The 16227-nt window shown below is 49.8% G+C and carries 15 protein-coding genes; all 15 read right to left on the minus strand.

Going from position 1 to position 16227, the window contains the following annotated elements; translation table 11 throughout:
* Positions 1 to 62 precede the first annotated feature (62 nt).
* The 15 genes from ABD014_RS22730 to purQ all read right to left on the minus strand — a co-directional run bounded on the left by ABD014_RS22730 (position 63) and on the right by purQ (position 16226).
* Positions 63 to 1010 carry a VOC family protein gene (locus ABD014_RS22730; protein ID WP_343865174.1) on the minus strand — a complete coding sequence of 316 codons (948 nt, stop codon included), beginning with the start codon at positions 1008 to 1010 and terminating at the stop codon, positions 63 to 65.
* 144 nt (positions 1011 to 1154) lie between these two features.
* The gene (locus ABD014_RS22735; protein WP_343865176.1) at positions 1155 to 1376 is read right to left on the minus strand and encodes a hypothetical protein; all 222 of its coding nucleotides are present in this window, start codon (positions 1374 to 1376) and stop codon (positions 1155 to 1157) included.
* 94 nt (positions 1377 to 1470) lie between these two features.
* On the minus strand, positions 1471 to 2082 hold the full coding sequence (locus ABD014_RS22740; protein WP_343865178.1) for a DJ-1/PfpI family protein: 612 nt from the start codon (positions 2080 to 2082) through the stop codon (positions 1471 to 1473).
* Positions 2083 to 2130: 48 nt separating this feature from the next.
* Complete coding sequence (locus ABD014_RS22745) at positions 2131 to 2865, minus strand: ABC transporter permease (RefSeq protein ID WP_343865180.1); 735 nt, start codon at positions 2863 to 2865, stop codon at positions 2131 to 2133.
* Between the two features lie 14 nt (positions 2866 to 2879).
* Positions 2880 to 3587, minus strand: coding sequence for an ABC transporter permease (locus ABD014_RS22750; RefSeq protein WP_343865182.1), 708 nt, complete (start codon positions 3585 to 3587; stop codon positions 2880 to 2882).
* On the minus strand, positions 3584 to 4504 hold the full coding sequence (locus ABD014_RS22755) for an ABC transporter ATP-binding protein (protein ID WP_343865184.1): 921 nt from the start codon (positions 4502 to 4504) through the stop codon (positions 3584 to 3586). The genes ABD014_RS22750 and ABD014_RS22755 overlap by 4 nt, the downstream gene beginning before the upstream one ends.
* Before the next feature lie 102 nt (positions 4505 to 4606).
* The gene (locus tag ABD014_RS22760) at positions 4607 to 5662 is read right to left on the minus strand and encodes a sensor histidine kinase (RefSeq protein ID WP_343865186.1); all 1056 of its coding nucleotides are present in this window, start codon (positions 5660 to 5662) and stop codon (positions 4607 to 4609) included.
* Between the two features lie 4 nt (positions 5663 to 5666).
* Complete coding sequence (locus ABD014_RS22765) at positions 5667 to 6401, minus strand: response regulator transcription factor (RefSeq protein WP_343865327.1); 735 nt, start codon at positions 6399 to 6401, stop codon at positions 5667 to 5669.
* 284 nt (positions 6402 to 6685) lie between these two features.
* Positions 6686 to 7957, minus strand: coding sequence for a phosphoribosylamine--glycine ligase (purD, locus tag ABD014_RS22770; RefSeq protein ID WP_343865188.1), 1272 nt, complete (start codon positions 7955 to 7957; stop codon positions 6686 to 6688).
* 178 nt (positions 7958 to 8135) lie between these two features.
* Positions 8136 to 9683 (minus strand): bifunctional phosphoribosylaminoimidazolecarboxamide formyltransferase/IMP cyclohydrolase, encoded by a 1548-nt coding sequence (purH, locus tag ABD014_RS22775; protein ID WP_343865190.1) that lies wholly within the window; start codon positions 9681 to 9683, stop codon positions 8136 to 8138.
* A gap of 115 nt (positions 9684 to 9798) precedes the next feature.
* Positions 9799 to 10416: a phosphoribosylglycinamide formyltransferase gene (gene purN / locus ABD014_RS22780; RefSeq protein ID WP_343865192.1), complete on the minus strand. Its 618-nt coding sequence runs from the start codon at positions 10414 to 10416 to the stop codon at positions 9799 to 9801.
* Positions 10416 to 11459: a phosphoribosylformylglycinamidine cyclo-ligase gene (gene purM, locus ABD014_RS22785; RefSeq protein WP_343865194.1), complete on the minus strand. Its 1044-nt coding sequence runs from the start codon at positions 11457 to 11459 to the stop codon at positions 10416 to 10418. The genes purN and purM overlap by 1 nt, the downstream gene beginning before the upstream one ends.
* A 396-nt stretch (positions 11460 to 11855) precedes the next feature.
* Entirely contained in the window at positions 11856 to 13328 is a 1473-nt protein-coding gene (gene purF / locus ABD014_RS22790) for an amidophosphoribosyltransferase (protein ID WP_343865196.1), read from the minus strand.
* Positions 13313 to 15559: a phosphoribosylformylglycinamidine synthase subunit PurL gene (gene purL, locus ABD014_RS22795; RefSeq protein ID WP_343865198.1), complete on the minus strand. Its 2247-nt coding sequence runs from the start codon at positions 15557 to 15559 to the stop codon at positions 13313 to 13315. Before purL ends, purF begins: the two co-directional genes overlap by 16 nt.
* On the minus strand, positions 15537 to 16226 hold the full coding sequence (gene purQ, locus ABD014_RS22800) for a phosphoribosylformylglycinamidine synthase subunit PurQ (protein WP_343865200.1): 690 nt from the start codon (positions 16224 to 16226) through the stop codon (positions 15537 to 15539). Before purQ ends, purL begins: the two co-directional genes overlap by 23 nt.
* Position 16227 lies beyond the last annotated feature (1 nt).

The following is a 16227-nucleotide window of genomic DNA, read 5'->3' on the forward strand; positions in this document are numbered from 1 at the left end:
TTTACTTCGATCGATTTTATTGTTTTTATAAAGTTACACCCGAACGGCTTATCGATCAAGCACTATTTCTCCGCCGGCTTTACCGCTCTGACCTGGAACGGCTTCAGGCGCTTCGCTATCCTCTCGCGCTGATCCTCATACACATCCGGCAGCATTAGCTCATTACCCAGGGATTCCGGAGCCTCGTCATTATCAAATCCTGGCCCATCCGTAGCTACCTGGAACAGAATCCCCCCTGGCTCGCGGAAGAATAAGGACTTATAATATTGGCGATCGATGACCGGCGTCGGTTCCATGCCGCTTACTTCAAGCAACTCATGGTATTTCATCTGCTCTTCTTTGTCCTTCGTCCGCCAGGCCATATGGTGAACGGTCCCAGCACCGCTACAACCTCTTGGTAAGTTTTCCGAATTTAAATCGATCACATTGCCAAGGCTATCCGCTGCCTTGAAACGCAGCAGTCCTTCCTCCTCGCCGATGTAATCAAGGCCCAGAACCTCCTGAAGGACCTCCGCCGTCTTCGCACTGTTGCAGCTGAACAATAAAGCACCCGCCAACCCCTTAATTGCATAGCCTTCCGGGATGCCACCAAATTGCCAAAGACTGAACGGCCCTTCCTGGCACTCAACCAGATCGATCAGTAGGCCGGACGGATCGGCGAACCGAACGTATTCCTCGTCAAAACGAACCAGATCCATATATGTAATCCCAAAGTCCTTCAACCGCTGACGCCAATAGAACATGCTTCCCGGTGGAACCGCAAGCACGATGACGCCAACCTGACCACCGCCAAGAATACCCTGATGGTCACTCTCCAGCGGATAGAAAGACATAATCGTTCCAGGGTCTCCATTCTCATTTCCAAAATATAGATGATATAGATCCGGGGCCTCATAATTAACCGTTTTCTTCACGAGCCTTAGACCTAGAACACCGGCGTAGAAATCAACGCTCTCTTGAACATCCCCCACAATAGCTGTAATATGATGAATCCCTGTTGTAACGCTCATCGCTTGTCCTCCCGATTAATACCTCTCCTCAGTTATCCATTATACGGAACATCCGCGATGAATTCATCCATCCGTAGTGAAAACAAATCGAACGCCCTTCCGAAAAATGAATTCGGGGACGTTCGACTTATTCCAACCTATGGACTAATCTTCCTCTGTATCCGACTCGGGGTCTGTCCGTCCTTCAGCATGCTTGATCTGGGCCAGTTCAGTCAGCTTCCATTCTACCGTCCCATGGACCAGATCGGCAGGGAATTGCTCCCCCTTATGCAGATACTCCTCGCGGCCAAGTTCATCTGTATAGACACCCTCAACCTCCACCTGTTCGCGCGATACCGGAAGCATGTCCTTCCTCTCTTTACTCATCCGTTAGGTCGCCTCCCGACAATGTTGGAATAATGTAGAACTTTCTGCTTTAACATTTGTCAAAGGCTTAAGAATTATCCCTGTCAGGAGCGAGTCACTTCTCTTCATCCAGATCAATATCGTACTCCATCCTCCGCGCCGTTTCCTTCGCTACCTCTTTACCAAGCAGACGATTAACCATATGAAATGCCATGTTAATTCCGGCTGATATTCCAGCCGAGGTTACAATCCGGTCTTCATCGACGAACTTGACATCTTCCTCTACTATGACCGCAGGATAAGTATCGCGCATTCTCTGAATGCTTGCCCAGTGCGTTGTAGCACGCTTGCCTTTAAGCAAGCCCGCTTCCGCCAGTAAGAAGGCGCCGGTGCAAACCGAGGTCATCCACTGCACTTCTGCAAACCGCTCGGCGATCCAAGCTACAACCACTTTATTGTGCACTAGCCCTCTTGTGCCCATGCCGCCTGGAATGACCAACAAATCATAGGCAGGTGCTGATCCGAAGTTGTAATCCGGCTGTACTTGCAAACCGTTCCGAGCCGTAATCATCTCACCATCCTCTGAAATAGTCGTTACTTCAAAAGGACTGTATAGCTCCCCATCATCTTGCTTTGCTGTTGTCACAGCAAACACCTCAAACGGTCCAGCAAAGTCCAGGACTTCCACATCGTCAAACAGCAGAATGCCCACTTTCCATCTCTTCATATCTGCTCCTCCTCTTCCCATAAGTACTAATTACTTATTTCTATCATGCTACAACCAGTCTCTTTTTTCAAAAAAGCGCTGCCCGACCAGCAGGTACGCCGCTCCCGTAAATAGCACAATCACCCATAAGCTGTATGGCTCAATTCTTGGCGCATAAATAGCCGCCTGCGGCATCATCACGTAATAAGGGATGGTGAAAGGAAACCAGGCTCCAATCGAGGAATGAAACCCAGTCAGCACGATATTTGGGACGACACAACCTATAGACAAAGCGAGAGAAGCCCCAAAATTGCGTACTTTTATGGAGACGATCAACTGCAGAGCAGCAAGCGGAAGAATGCCGATCCAGCCCCCAAGCCCCGTATACACCAAGGCCCCCCAAGGAACACCTCCTGGAGCCTCAACCAGCATTCCCGCAACAAAATAACCCAGCAAGAATACAAGCTGTACCAACGCCAGATTGCCTATCAACATCAGATATTTGGCATAAAATATTCTGCGGCGTGGTCCGGGAAAACCCAACACGACCTTCCACCCTCCGTCCCGGTGCTCGTACATGCAAAGTAATGAAGCAAGAATTCCACAATAAAGAGGATAGAAAAACATAGAATGAAGATTGACACTATGAATATAAAGAGTGGTCCAGCTTGGCGTGAAAAATTCCTGTAGACTTCCCATCTGCTCCACACCCATAGCTCCATTGATAAGCGTATCAAGCAAAACTAGCAGAATAACAATGATCCATTGAGTTTTCATGGCCTCAGCATGTAATAGCATTTTCATATCATCGGTTCCCCCTATTCAAACTCTCGTCTGGCAAATATCCAAGCCCCCATGGTGGATAATAATATTCCCACACCGAGCGATATACCGAGCCACTGGGCATGACCAGGGACGAGCGGACTGGATAGAGCCGGATACGACCAAGGAAGAAAATGAATGAGAGAAGAGCTGCTTCGGGCCAGAAACAGACTAGAGATCGATCCAAAGATTCCTAGAGCGAGCGGCAGCGCCTGATTGGAGAATATAGTTGAGAACCACAGCTGGATCGCCATCATCGGCAGGGATGACAGGCAGACAAACAGTGGCTGGAGGAGCATGATTCGCCACGGCAGCGGTTCATTCGTATACAATATCCAGATGAGAGACATACCAACAACCGTAATAACCACAGTACATAGCTGTAAAATGAAGATCCAGGCCAATTTTGTCAGGTAAATTGATCCCTTGGGTACCGGCATCGCAAGCAGTTGTTTCCAAGCCCTGGTCTCATGCTCTGTCCCTGCTATAATGCTAGCCAGAAGCGTAATCCCCAACAAGAAAACAAATGATATGAACATATACATGACCGCAAACCCCGCATAGACCCCTCCGGGTCCTTGGCGAAAATATAAATACCATTCCAGCGCCGTCATGCTAATAAGAATGCTCCCCTGTATGAAAGGAATCCAGCGACATAACCGCTTCAGCTTCAACCCCTCTGCACGCATAAGCTCTAGTCTCATAAGCTGTTCTCCTGACCTGTCAGTTCAAGGAAGATCTCTTCAAGCGTCTTGGTCTTCTCCGTTACCCGGTAGAGATCATATTGCTGTCCAACCAGATAGCGAATCATCTCAGCCGACTGCCGCCGCTCAGTTATAGAGGTTCTAAGCTGGTTTGTCGTTATTGAAGGCTCTGCATCCCAACCGATATCGCGTAAGGCAGCAGCCGCCTCTATCGGCCGATCCACCTCGATCCATACATGAGGCTTGCTCCGCTTCGTCAGCTCCTCTAGTGGCCCTTGAAAGATCAATTCCCCCTGATTAATAATCCCGACATAGGTTGCCACCTGCTCAATTTCACTCAAAAGATGGCTAGAAAGCAAAACCGTCATGTCAAAATCCCGGGGCAACCGGGTGATCAACTCGCGAATCTCCTGAATGCCGGATGGGTCAAGTCCGTTTGTCGGCTCGTCCAGAATCAGCAGCTTCGGTTCCGTAATCAACGCCATCGCAATGCCCAGCCGCTGTCGCATCCCCAGCGAGTAGCTCTTTACCGGACGATGGGCTGCCTGCTCCAGCCTAACCCAATGCAGCACCTCTTTGATTCTGGACTCTGGGACCCTGTGCATCAGCGTCACGATTTGTAGATTTTTATAGCCTGAAAGATGGGCATAGTAGGACGGGGATTCTACGAGCGAGCCCACATCTCGTAATATATTCATTCGGTTCTTGTTCAGGTCTTTACCCAAAATACGGATTTCTCCCGATGAAGACCGAATCAGGCCCAGCAGCATTCGGATCGTAGTCGTCTTCCCGGCCCCGTTCGGCCCCAGGAAGCCATATATCTCCCGCCTCGGAACCTTCAGATTGATCCGCTTCACGGTCTCCCGCTGTCCAAACCTGCGTGATAACTGATCAGTGTCTATTGCATAATCTGTCATCCTCTTATTCCTCCCTGCATTATTACTACCGTCTTAAGCGTAGCAACGCAGAGTAAATAACAGGTAAACGAGACATTAACAGCAGCCTAATTCTATGCCTAGCTAATTCGTCAACACGATCTCAATTCTAGTACCCCCGCCATCAGCCCTCATGATGTTCATACGCCCGGAATGCGCTTCGATAAACGCTCTGGCAATCGCGATTCCTTTACCAGACTGATACCTGTCCTGCCTCAGCACGGACTCATTGATCCCTGCCCCGTTATCTTCAATTACGATGAGACATTGATCCTCTTGTATCCCCAAATCGCAGGCAATCTCAGTTCCAGAAGGATTATGGATCATGGCGTTCAGCAGCAAATTTTGAATCGCTCTTCCCAACAGCTTACTGTCGAAATCCATCATGTACACTCCTTCTGAAGTCGTAAATGTAAATTGACTATGCTCAGCTAAAGGGTGGTTGGCCATATCAATGACCACATCGCGCAAGAAATTCACGATATCCTCTCTTTGTCGATTCATAGGGAACCTCTCTACCGACCAGCGACTGGTAGAGTTCAAATCCTGAATCAGCTGTTTCATTTCACCAGTCTTATCGCTAATCTGCCTGCTGAAGCTCAGCTTCTCTTCATCGGTCCAATCATATTCCCCCGCCGTAAGCAGGTGAGCATAACCTTCAACATAAGACAACGGTGTTTTGAGGTCATGGCTGATGGACGAGATCCACTCCTGCTTCTTGGCCTCGAGATTCAGCCGCTCCACCTCGCTGTTATGCAGCTGCTCTGAAAACTGGCTCATTTCCTCGAACAATTCCTTGAATAAGGCATAAGGATAACGATAGTTTCTTTCATGTAAAGGATCTTTGGATGTTGTGCGATAATGGTGTTCGGGCTGAAGATAATTCCCATGGGATAACCGGTTGATCCAGCGGATTAAATAGATCAGCGGTTTGCCAACGCACCAGCCGCAAGCAATGATGAATAAGAGGATTTGAATGAGTCCTAATGTGAGTAGTAAGGTTCTGGTGGATATGAACTGCAGCGGTTCAATCGCTTCCCGAAGATAGAAAAGCACATATGTAAATAGAATAAAAGAAAAAAAGGAGGTCGCCACCAACACGAGAACCAACCGGATAAAGCGAGTCGCCATTTTTAGCATCGGTTCATTCCCGTCCCTTCCTTGGGGGAAGCAGTTTGTAGCCAAGCCCCCTAACGTTCACAAGAAATCGAGGGTGACCCGGATCGGGTTCAATCTTCTTGCGCAACCGGGAGATATGGATGACGACGGTCTTCTCATCTCCAAGATACGGCTCATTCCAGACCGCTTCATATAAGTGCCGTGTACTAAAAATCCGGTTCGGATGGCGGCATAGGAATATTAGCAGCTCCCACTCGCGTGCCGGACAGTCCACCAGCTTACCGTCTACGATCAGTTCTCCCGCTTCAGGATCGACCCGGAAATAGCTGTAATCCAGCGTGGCTGACCGGGGTGCAACCGTCTTGTCTTGCTGCCGCAGCTGATATTTCAGACGAGCTTTGATACGGGCTACCACTTCCAAAGGGTTAAAAGGCTTGGTGATATAATCGTCCCCACCGATCCCAAAGCCCATCAGCTTGTCCAAATCGGTGTCTCTTGCAGTCAAAAATAGAATTGGCGATTCGGTTATTTTCCGCATTTTTCGGCATATTTCGAAGCCATCTTCATCCGGAAGCATCACATCAAGCACGATCACATCTATAACTGTCTCTGCTAATATTTGCAGTGCTTCGCTCCCGGTTCCCGCACTCCGAATGAGGCGGAAGCCCTCCTTCTTTAACACAGCGGTCAGCATTTCGCACAGCCCCTGCTCATCGTCCACCAGCAATATAGAAATAGGGTCTAGCAGATTATTTTCCATCACTCTATGATTCCTTCTGAATTATAATAGTGTTCCACCGATGTACCCTGGATGCTTGAACATAGGCAGCGGTAGATACTTGTATTATATATCAAATTGGTAATTATGCCCCCATGGCGAGGAATATGATAGGAATCATACTGAACGCTATATTAACTATGAAATGACATACCAACAGACATACTAAAAATTTCAATACAAAAACCCGAAAGAGGACACTGTTCTTTAAGTGTTCGACTTTCGGGCTTCTGCTCAACGATCCTAACTAGCTATTTCAAGATCTCTTATCGCAATGCCTTCATAGCAATATCACTACGGTTATGCTTACCTTCAAATGCAATCTGATTGGCAGCGGCATAAGCCTTATCGCGAGCTTCGGCAATATCTTTCCCAAGCCCAACGACTCCAAGTACGCGTCCGCCATTCGTGACCCATTCTCCTTCGGCATTTTTCGCTGTTCCGGCATGGAACACTAGAGACTGCTCCTGCCCAGCATCCTGCAAACCGTGGATTGGCAGGCCCTTCGGATAGGAAGCAGGATAGCCGCCGGAAGCCAGCACGACACAAACTGCGGCCTCATCGCTCCATTCAATCTCCACTTGATCCAGCGTACCATTCACCGCAGCAAGGAAAATTTCCAACAAATCGCTCTTTAAGCGAGGTAGAACGACCTGGGTCTCGGGATCACCGAACCGCGCGTTGAATTCAATCGTCTTCGGTTTGCCATCCGGCGTGATCATGAGACCCGCGAACAACACGCCACGGAACGGGCGTCCTTCCGCTACCATCGCTTTAGCGGTAGGCTTAATAATCGTCTCAACCGCTTCTTTAATGATGCTGTCTGCAATATGCGGCAGTGGCGAATATGTACCCATCCCACCGGTATTGGGGCCTTTGTCATTGTCATAGACCTGCTTATGATCCTGGGCCGCCGCCATAGGACGCACGACTTCACCGTCGACAAAAGAGAGGATCGACATTTCCTGACCAGACAGGAACTCTTCAATCACGACCTGGCTGCCCGATTCGCCGAACACCTTGTCGATCATAATGCTCCGTAGCGCATCCTCTGCTTCCTCGCGAGTAAAGGCTACGGTTACTCCTTTGCCCGCCGCCAGGCCATCGGCCTTGATGACGATCGGCACAGGCTGACTATGCAAATAATTCGAGGCCGCTTCATAGTTGTCGAATTTCTCATAGGCTGCAGTGGGGATGTTATATTTATGGAGCAAATCCTTCATGAAGGTCTTGCTGCCTTCGATATGTGCCGCATTCTTGCGCGGTCCAAATACCGGGATATGCTTCGCTTCGAAGGCATCCACAATCCCGTCCGCCAACGGGTCATCGGGCCCGACCACGACGAGACCAACCTTCTTCTCTTCAGCAAAAGCAACCAGCCGCTCAAACTCTCCTACCTGAATCGACACAAGCTCAGCAATTTGTTCGATCCCGGCGTTCCCCGGAGCGCAATAGATCCGGTCTGCCTTCGGGCTCTTAGCCAGCGCCCAGCAAATCGCATGCTCACGACCACCGCCGCCGATCACTAGAATATCCATTCGAATTCCTCCTCTACCACTGCTTATTTTGTTGACTAATGCGTAATTCCTGCAAAAATGCAGGTTTTTGCGCGTCTATCTGCCGAACAACGACGCTTATCGGTATCTAAGCAAGAACAATCGAGTACAGCTATCAAAAACGACAGGCCGCCGCAGCGGTCTGCCGTCTTCAGGCCTCTTAGTGTTTAAAATGTCTCACCCCGGTAAATACCATAGCGATTCCATACTCATTGGCTACCTTAATCGACTCTTCATCACGGATCGAGCCGCCTGGCTGAATAACCGCCGTAATGCCAGCCTTGGCCGCTTCCTCCAGGGTGTCTCCCATTGGGAAGAATGCATCAGAAGCAAGCACGCTGCCCTTCGCTTTCTCACCTGCTTGCTCGATCGCAATTCTGGCTGAACCTACACGATTCATTTGTCCAGCACCAACGCCAACTGTCATGTCATCCTTCGCTAGAACAATCGCATTAGATTTAACATGCTTAACAACCTTCCAGCCGAACAGCAATTGCTTCAACTCTTCTTCAGTCGGCTTACGATCCGTTACAACCTGCAAGTCAGCCTCCGTCAAGGAGTGAATATCACTCTCTTGTACGATCATGCCGCCGTCGATGGAAGTAACCACGTACTGGCTCTTGCGATCCGCTGCCAGTTCCAGACCGCTGATCTTCAGAAGGCGAATATTCTTCTTCTGCGTCAGCAAGGTCAGCGCCTCATCTGTGAACCCTGGTGCAAGAACGATCTCCAGGAAAATATCCTTGAGCAAATTAGCCGTATCTTCATCGATAATGCGATTTGCGGCCACAATACCGCCGAAGATGGAAACCGGGTCGGCATCATAAGCCTTACGGTAAGCTTCGTAAACACTCTCTCCGATCCCTACGCCGCAAGGATTCATATGCTTCACCGCTACGACAGCCGGTTCCGTGAATTCTTTTACGATCTGCAGCGCAGCATTGGCATCATTGATATTGTTATAGGACAATTCCTTGCCATGCAGTTGCTCCGCATTCGTCAATGAATCGACAGCAGCCAGCGGCTTACGGTAGAAAGCGGCTTTTTGATGTGGATTTTCGCCATAACGAAGGTCCTGAATCTTCTCATAGGTAACGGTAAGACGTTCCGGAAGCGGTTCACCTAGCTTGTTGGACAAATAGTCGGAAATAAGAGCATCATAGGCTGCTGTATGACGGAATACTTTTGCCGCGAGCTGTTTACGGGTTTCAAGCGTTGTGTCTCCACTATCACGAATCTCATCCAACACTTGGCTATAATCGTTCGCATCAACAACAACGCTGACGAAGGCATGGTTCTTGGCCGCAGAACGCAGCATGGTTGGACCGCCGATGTCGATATTCTCGATCGCTTCCTCATATGCAACACCAGGCTTGGCAATCGTCTCCTGGAACGGATACAGATTTACAACAACCAGATCGATATAGTCAAGTCCCAACTCCTTCATTTGCGCCTGATGCTCTGCACTGTCCCGAATCGCCAGCAAGCCGCTGTGAACGGTCGGATGCAGCGTCTTAACGCGCCCGTCCAGAATTTCCGGGAAGCCTGTGACATCGGAAATGCCTATAACAGGAACCCCTTCCTTCGACAACAGACTTTTCGTTCCTCCTGTCGAAATAATCTCTACGCCGAGCTGAGACAGCTCCCGGCAAAAATCTACGATGCCTGTCTTATCCGACACACTTACCAACGCTCTTTTGATACCCACGAATTGCTTCCTCCTCTTTAATGGCGAATATAGACACGATATTTCTCGGGAAATATCGAAATTGCATTGATGTCTTGTTGCTCTAATGGATCTGTGACCTCTGCATGACAACAAATTATTTTTGTAAAATCGAAACCTTACGGCCTTCGACATGAATCAGTCCTTTTGCGAACCACGAGACGACCTCCGGGTACAGCTCCTTTTCAGCCGCGTGAATCTTCTCTTCCAAGGATTCCAGACTATCCTCGTTCCCGATCTCAACCGCTTTCTGGGCGATAACAGCACCGGTATCCATGCCTCCATCTACAAGATGGACGGTAATTCCGGTCGTTTTGACACCATAATCCCAGGCTTGTCCAATAGCATCCTTGCCCGGAAAAGCGGGCAACAGCGATGGATGAATATTGATCATTCTTCCTGTATACCGATCAACCAGTACCGGCGTCAGTAGCCGCATATAACCGGCAAGAACCACCAAATCGACCTGCCTCCGCTCCAATTCAGCGGCAATTTCCAGTTCATAATCTTCGCGCTTCGCATAAGCCTTCGGATCAAACACATAGCTGTCAATGCCAGCCTTATGGGCTCGTTCGACAACCGGTGCGTTCGCCTTATCACTGACCAACAACATGATCTCGGCATCAAGCTTTCCGCTCCGTGTCGCCTCTACCATCGTTTGGAAGTTGCTGCCCTGACCTGAAGCAAATATGGCAATCCGGAAAGACGAAGCCATCAGACTTGCGCCCCTTTGAAGGTCACTTCCCGACTTCCTTCAGTAACACGGCCAATAGTATATGGGTGTTCTCCAGCAGCGCGAAGCGCAGCAAGAGCAGCCTCAGCCTGATCCTTGGCAACAACAATCACCAGGCCGATTCCCATATTAAATGTCGTGAACATATCGCGATTGCTGACATTGCCTTGCTGCTGAAGCAGGGGGAAGATCGGTTGAATCGGCCAGGAGCCATAATCGACCTCGACATTAACCCCTTCCGGCAATACGCGCGGAATATTCTCGATGAAGCCGCCGCCGGTAATATGAGCCATGCCCTTCACCTGAACCTTCTCCAGTAAAGCAAGTACAGGCTTCACATACAGCTTCGTCGGCGTCAGCAGCACATCACCCAGCTTCGCACCACCAAGCTCAGCTACTTCATCCTGCAGGCCATAACCTCCATCTTCCAACAGCAGCTTGCGTACCAGCGAGAAGCCATTGCTATGGACTCCGCTGGAAGCAAGGCCGATCACAACGTCACCAGAGGCAATTGTGCTTCCGTTAACAATCTTACTCTTATCTACAACACCTACTGTGAAACCAGCGATATCATATTCACCGTCTGCATACATACCTGGCATCTCGGCTGTTTCTCCGCCGATCAGCGCACAGCCGGATTCATGGCATCCTTCGGCAATTCCAGCAACGATCGCTTCGATCTTGGCCGGAACCACCTTATCACAGGCCAGATAATCAAGGAAGAACAACGGCTCCGCGCCTTGAACAACGATGTCATTCACGCACATCGCCACCGCATCGATACCGATCGTGTCATGCTTGTCCATCGCAAAGGCAATCTTCAGCTTCGTTCCCACGCCATCGGTTCCCGATACAAGCACCGGCTCCTCATATTTATCCTTGTTCAAGCCGAATAAAGCACCGAACCCGCCCAGGTCGGTCATGACCTCCGGACGGAACGTCCGTTTGACGTGCTTCTTCATCCGTTCTACCGCTTCATTGCCAGCCGCGATGTCCACCCCGGCGTTCTTATATGCTTCTGACACGACAGGACACTCTCCTTAACGTAGATTATAGGTAGTTCAAAAAGTTCCTCGAACTTATGATATTTCACATCATTAATCACATTGTTCATCACATATGAACTCGGTTTCTAATTTCTAACGAAACGTGGTATCGCTATTTAGGTGAAATAGAGCATCTGAGAAATCTAACGAAACTGGGGATCGTTATTTAGCCAAAATAGTGACTTTTAGCCTCGATTTAGCCCAAATAGCGATATGGTGTTTCGTTAGATATAAATTGCTGCCATATTAGCTCTAATAGCGATACGATGTTTCGTTAGACTAAATTACCACCAGATTAGTCCCGATAGCGATACGATTGAAACCGCATACCCATCGATTTAACCAACATAACGAATTGTAGTTTCGTTAGAAATATTAACTAGTACAGCCGTACTTCTCTTCACCATTAAAGTCGGTGCGTGTAGGGTAGTCGTTGTCGAAGCAAGCCATACACATACCGCCTTTATAGTCATCTTTATTGTCGCCGCCGACAGCCTGAATCAAGCCTTCTGCGCTTAAAAATTCCAATGAGTCGGCATTAATCTCCTGGCGAATCTCCTCGACGGAGCGGGAGGAGGCAATCAACTCGCCGCGATCCGGTGTATCAATCCCATAAAAGCATGGATTCTTGAATGGTGGTGAGGTAATGCGGACATGCACCTCTGTTGCCCCTGCTTCACGCAGCAAATTAACAATACGGCGAGATGTAGTTCCGCGCACGATGGAGTCATCGATCATAACGACACGTTTCCCCTCCACAACACGGCGTACAGCGCTAAGCTTCATCTTTACGCCGAGCTCACGCAGCTCCTGACTAGGCTGAATGAAGGTCCGGCCAGTATATTTGTTCTTGATCAAGCCGAGCTCATATGGAATCCCGGTCTGCTCCGCATAGCCAATCGCCGCTGAAATGCTGGAATCCGGCACACCTGTAACAACATCCGCATCGACAAAAGACTCTTGAGCCATGACCTGGCCCATCCGCTTCCGGGCCGAATGCAGATTCGAGCCGTTCAGATCGCTATCCGGGCGAGCGAAGTAGATATACTCCATCGCACATAGAGCTTTACGCTGCGGTTCGGCATAGCGGTCTTCGCGGAGGCCATTCGCATCCAACACCAGCAATTCGCCAGGGCGGATGTCGCGAATGATCTCTGCCCCGACAACCTCAAAGGCACAAGTCTCGGACGAGAACAGATAAGCATCGCCAAGTCGTGCCATCGAAACAGGCCGCAAGCCGTTTGGATCGCTGGCAACAAGCAGCTTGTCATTCGTCATCAACAGGAAGGCGAATCCGCCGACCAACTGACGAAGCGCATCCTTCGCCGCCTCCACGAAGTCCTTAGAGGAACGGGCGATCAGATGAGCGATGACTTCTGTATCGCTTGTCGTCTGGAAGATCGAGCCGGACTGCTCCAGCTCACGGCGGATCTTCGGAGCGTTGACGATATTGCCGTTCGTCGCAACCGCAAGGTCGCCGTCGCGATACTTGAAGATGAGCGGCTGGGCATTCGTTAGGCGGCTATCTCCGCTTGTCGAATAACGAACATGACCGATCGAGCACTCTCCCTGCAGTGAGGACAGCTTGTCACGGTCAAACACTTCCTTGACCAGCCCCATCTCGCGGTGATAATTGAACTCCGTTCCATTCGTAACGCAGAGCCCTGCGCTCTCTTCACCACGATGCTGCAGCGCATGCAGGCCGTAATAAGATAGGGAAGCGGCCTCGGGATGACCGAACACCCCGAATACGCCGCACTCCTCTTTTAGTTTATCGAATATGCCGTCTCGCCCGCTGCCCTCGTTGTAATAATCACCTGTCCAGAAAGGCATTATTTCATCAGACATGGAATGACATCCTCCCAGACCTGCTTCAGCTCCTGTACCGGTCTATTCACAACAGCAGTGCCACTTGCATGAACGACAAGATCCTTGCCTTCCACGCTTCCGATTACCTGAACTGGCACGCCGTACTGCCCGATCAACTGTACAAGCTCATCCACATGATTTGGCGAAGACGAGAGCAGGATGCGCGATTGAGATTCACTAAACAGGGCGATGTCCGCACGTAAGTCCGATGCAGGCAGCTCAACTTGAGCTCCTAAACCACCGCTGATGCAGGATTCTGCTAAAGCGACTGCAAGACCGCCTTCAGAGAGATCGTGTGCCGATTGAACGAATCCGCTCTGAATTGCCTTAAGAACTGCGTTAAGCAGTGATTTTTCCTTATTCAAATCAAGCTGCGGTGGACGTCCTTCAGTAGTGCCATGAACAACAGCTTGGAACTCACTGCCTCCAAGTTCACCATAAGTGTTACCAAGCAGGAGAATGGCATCTCCCTCATTTTTGAAGCCTTGCGTTGTGATATGATCCGTATCATGCACTAGACCGACCATACCAACGACAGGTGTCGGATAGATCGCACCCTTGGTATTTTCGTTATAGAGACTGACATTACCGCCGATGACTGGAGTATCAAGGACACGGCAGGCTTCCGCCATCCCGTCAACCGTTTTCTCCATCTGCCAGAAAATATCCGGCTTCTCCGGGCTACCGAAGTTCAAGTTATCCGTAATCGCTAACGGCTCTGCACCGGAGCAGACGATATTGCGCGCTGCTTCACTTACGGCGATCTTGCCGCCAACCTCAGGATCGAGATACACGAACCGTCCGTTACAGTCCGTCGTCATGGCCAGCGCCTTGCGTGTTCCATGCACCGTTACGACAGCAGCGTCTGAACCTGGACGCACTGCTGTGCTCGTACGCACCATGTAATCGTATTGGTTGTAGACCCATGCCTTGCTGGCTACAGAAGGCGAAGATAACACTTTGTCCAATGCACCGTTCAAATCACGAACTTCTTCATATCTTAAAGTATCTATATTTGCATTCTCTTCATAGTAAGCAGGTACGCTAGACGGTTTATTATAGATAGGACATTCATCAACAAGCGCTGTCACTGGCATATCGCCAACAACTTCGCCATGATGAATCAGCTTCAGACGACCGTCATCCGTTACTTTACCAACCTTGGAGCAAATCACGCCCCAACGTTCAAAAATCTCCAGTGCCTGAGCTTCATCCTTTGGCTCTACCACAAACAGCATTCGTTCCTGAGACTCTGAGAGCATCATTTCATAAGCCGTCATGCCTTCCTCTCGTTGTGGAACTTCGTCTAGATACAGCTCCAGACCGTTGCCGGCTTTACTAGCCATTTCTGCGCTGGAGCAGGTAAGACCCGCTGCACCCATATCCTGAATACCGAGTACGATGCCCGTATCGATCAGTTCCAGACAAGCTTCCATCACAAGCTTCTCCATGAACGGATCGCCAACCTGTACAGCCGTACGCTTCGCTTCCGACTCCTCAGTCAGTTCCTCGGATGCGAACGTCGCACCGTGGATGCCGTCGCGACCTGTTGGTGGCCCCACATAGAACACCGGGTTACCAACACCCTTCGCCACACCGCGCTGGATTTTATCATGATCGATTAGACCGACACACATCGCATTGACAAGCGGATTACCGTCATAGGACTCATCGAAGACAACCTCGCCGCCAACCGTCGGAATCCCGATACAGTTGCCGTAACCAGCAATTCCAGCTACTACATGCTCGAACAAATATTTAACCCGGTCGCTCTCCAGCTTGCCGAAACGCAGAGAGTTCAGAGAAGCGATTGGTCTTGCGCCCATGGAGAAAATATCGCGAATAATGCCGCCTACCCCAGTAGCCGCACCTTGATAAGGCTCAACAGCCGAAGGGTGGTTATGACTTTCAATTTTGAATACAACCGCCTGATTGTCGCCGATATCTACGATACCTGCGCCTTCTCCAGGACCCATCAATACGTGTGGGCCGCTAGTTGGAAATCTTCTCAGTAGCGGCTTGGAGTTCTTGTATGCGCAGTGCTCGGACCACATTACGCTGAATACGCCGATCTCTGTATAGTTCGGTTTACGGCCGAGAAATCCGCAGATCAGCTCATACTCGCTATCCGAAACGCCCATCTGTTTATAAATTTGCTGCTCTGCAATTTGCTCTGCATTCGGTTCTTTAGCGGACACTTGCTGACTCATGCTGATCCCTCCAAGTCTTCAAAATCGATGTAAACATTTTCTTACCATCCTCTGATCCAAGCAGACTGCTAACTGCACGTTCTGGATGCGGCATCATGCCGACCACATTACCGCGTTCATTGGAGATACCAGCGATATCGTCAAGAGACCCATTCGGATTATTAACATAACGGAAAATAATTTGCCCGTTCGTCTGCAGCTGCGTGAGAGTCGCTTCATCGCAATAATAGTTGCCTTCCCCATGAGCGATCGGAATGTTAATCTCCTCGCCAAGTGCATATTCGCTCGTGAACGGATTGCTGTTGTTCTCAACCCGCAGAAGCGTGTCATGACAGCGGAACTTCAGCGACATATTGCGGCGCAGTGTTCCTGGCAACAGGCCCGCCTCCGTCAAAATTTGAAATCCGTTGCAAATGCCAAGCACATACTTGCCTGCCTCTGCCGCTTTGGCTACCTCAGCCATAACTGGAGCAAAGCGGGAAATCGCGCCGCAGCGAAGATAATCACCATATGAGAAACCGCCCGGAACTAGGATACAATCATAGACGGATAAATCCGTAGCAGTATGCCATACATAATCAACAGGTTCACCTAATGTATCCTCTACCGCTTTGTAGCAGTCGATGTCACAGTTGGAACCGGGAAATACGAGTACTGCGAATTTCATG

This window comes from Paenibacillus motobuensis (assembly GCF_039521865.1).
In the GTDB taxonomy this organism is placed as follows: domain Bacteria; phylum Bacillota; class Bacilli; order Paenibacillales; family Paenibacillaceae; genus Fontibacillus; species Fontibacillus motobuensis.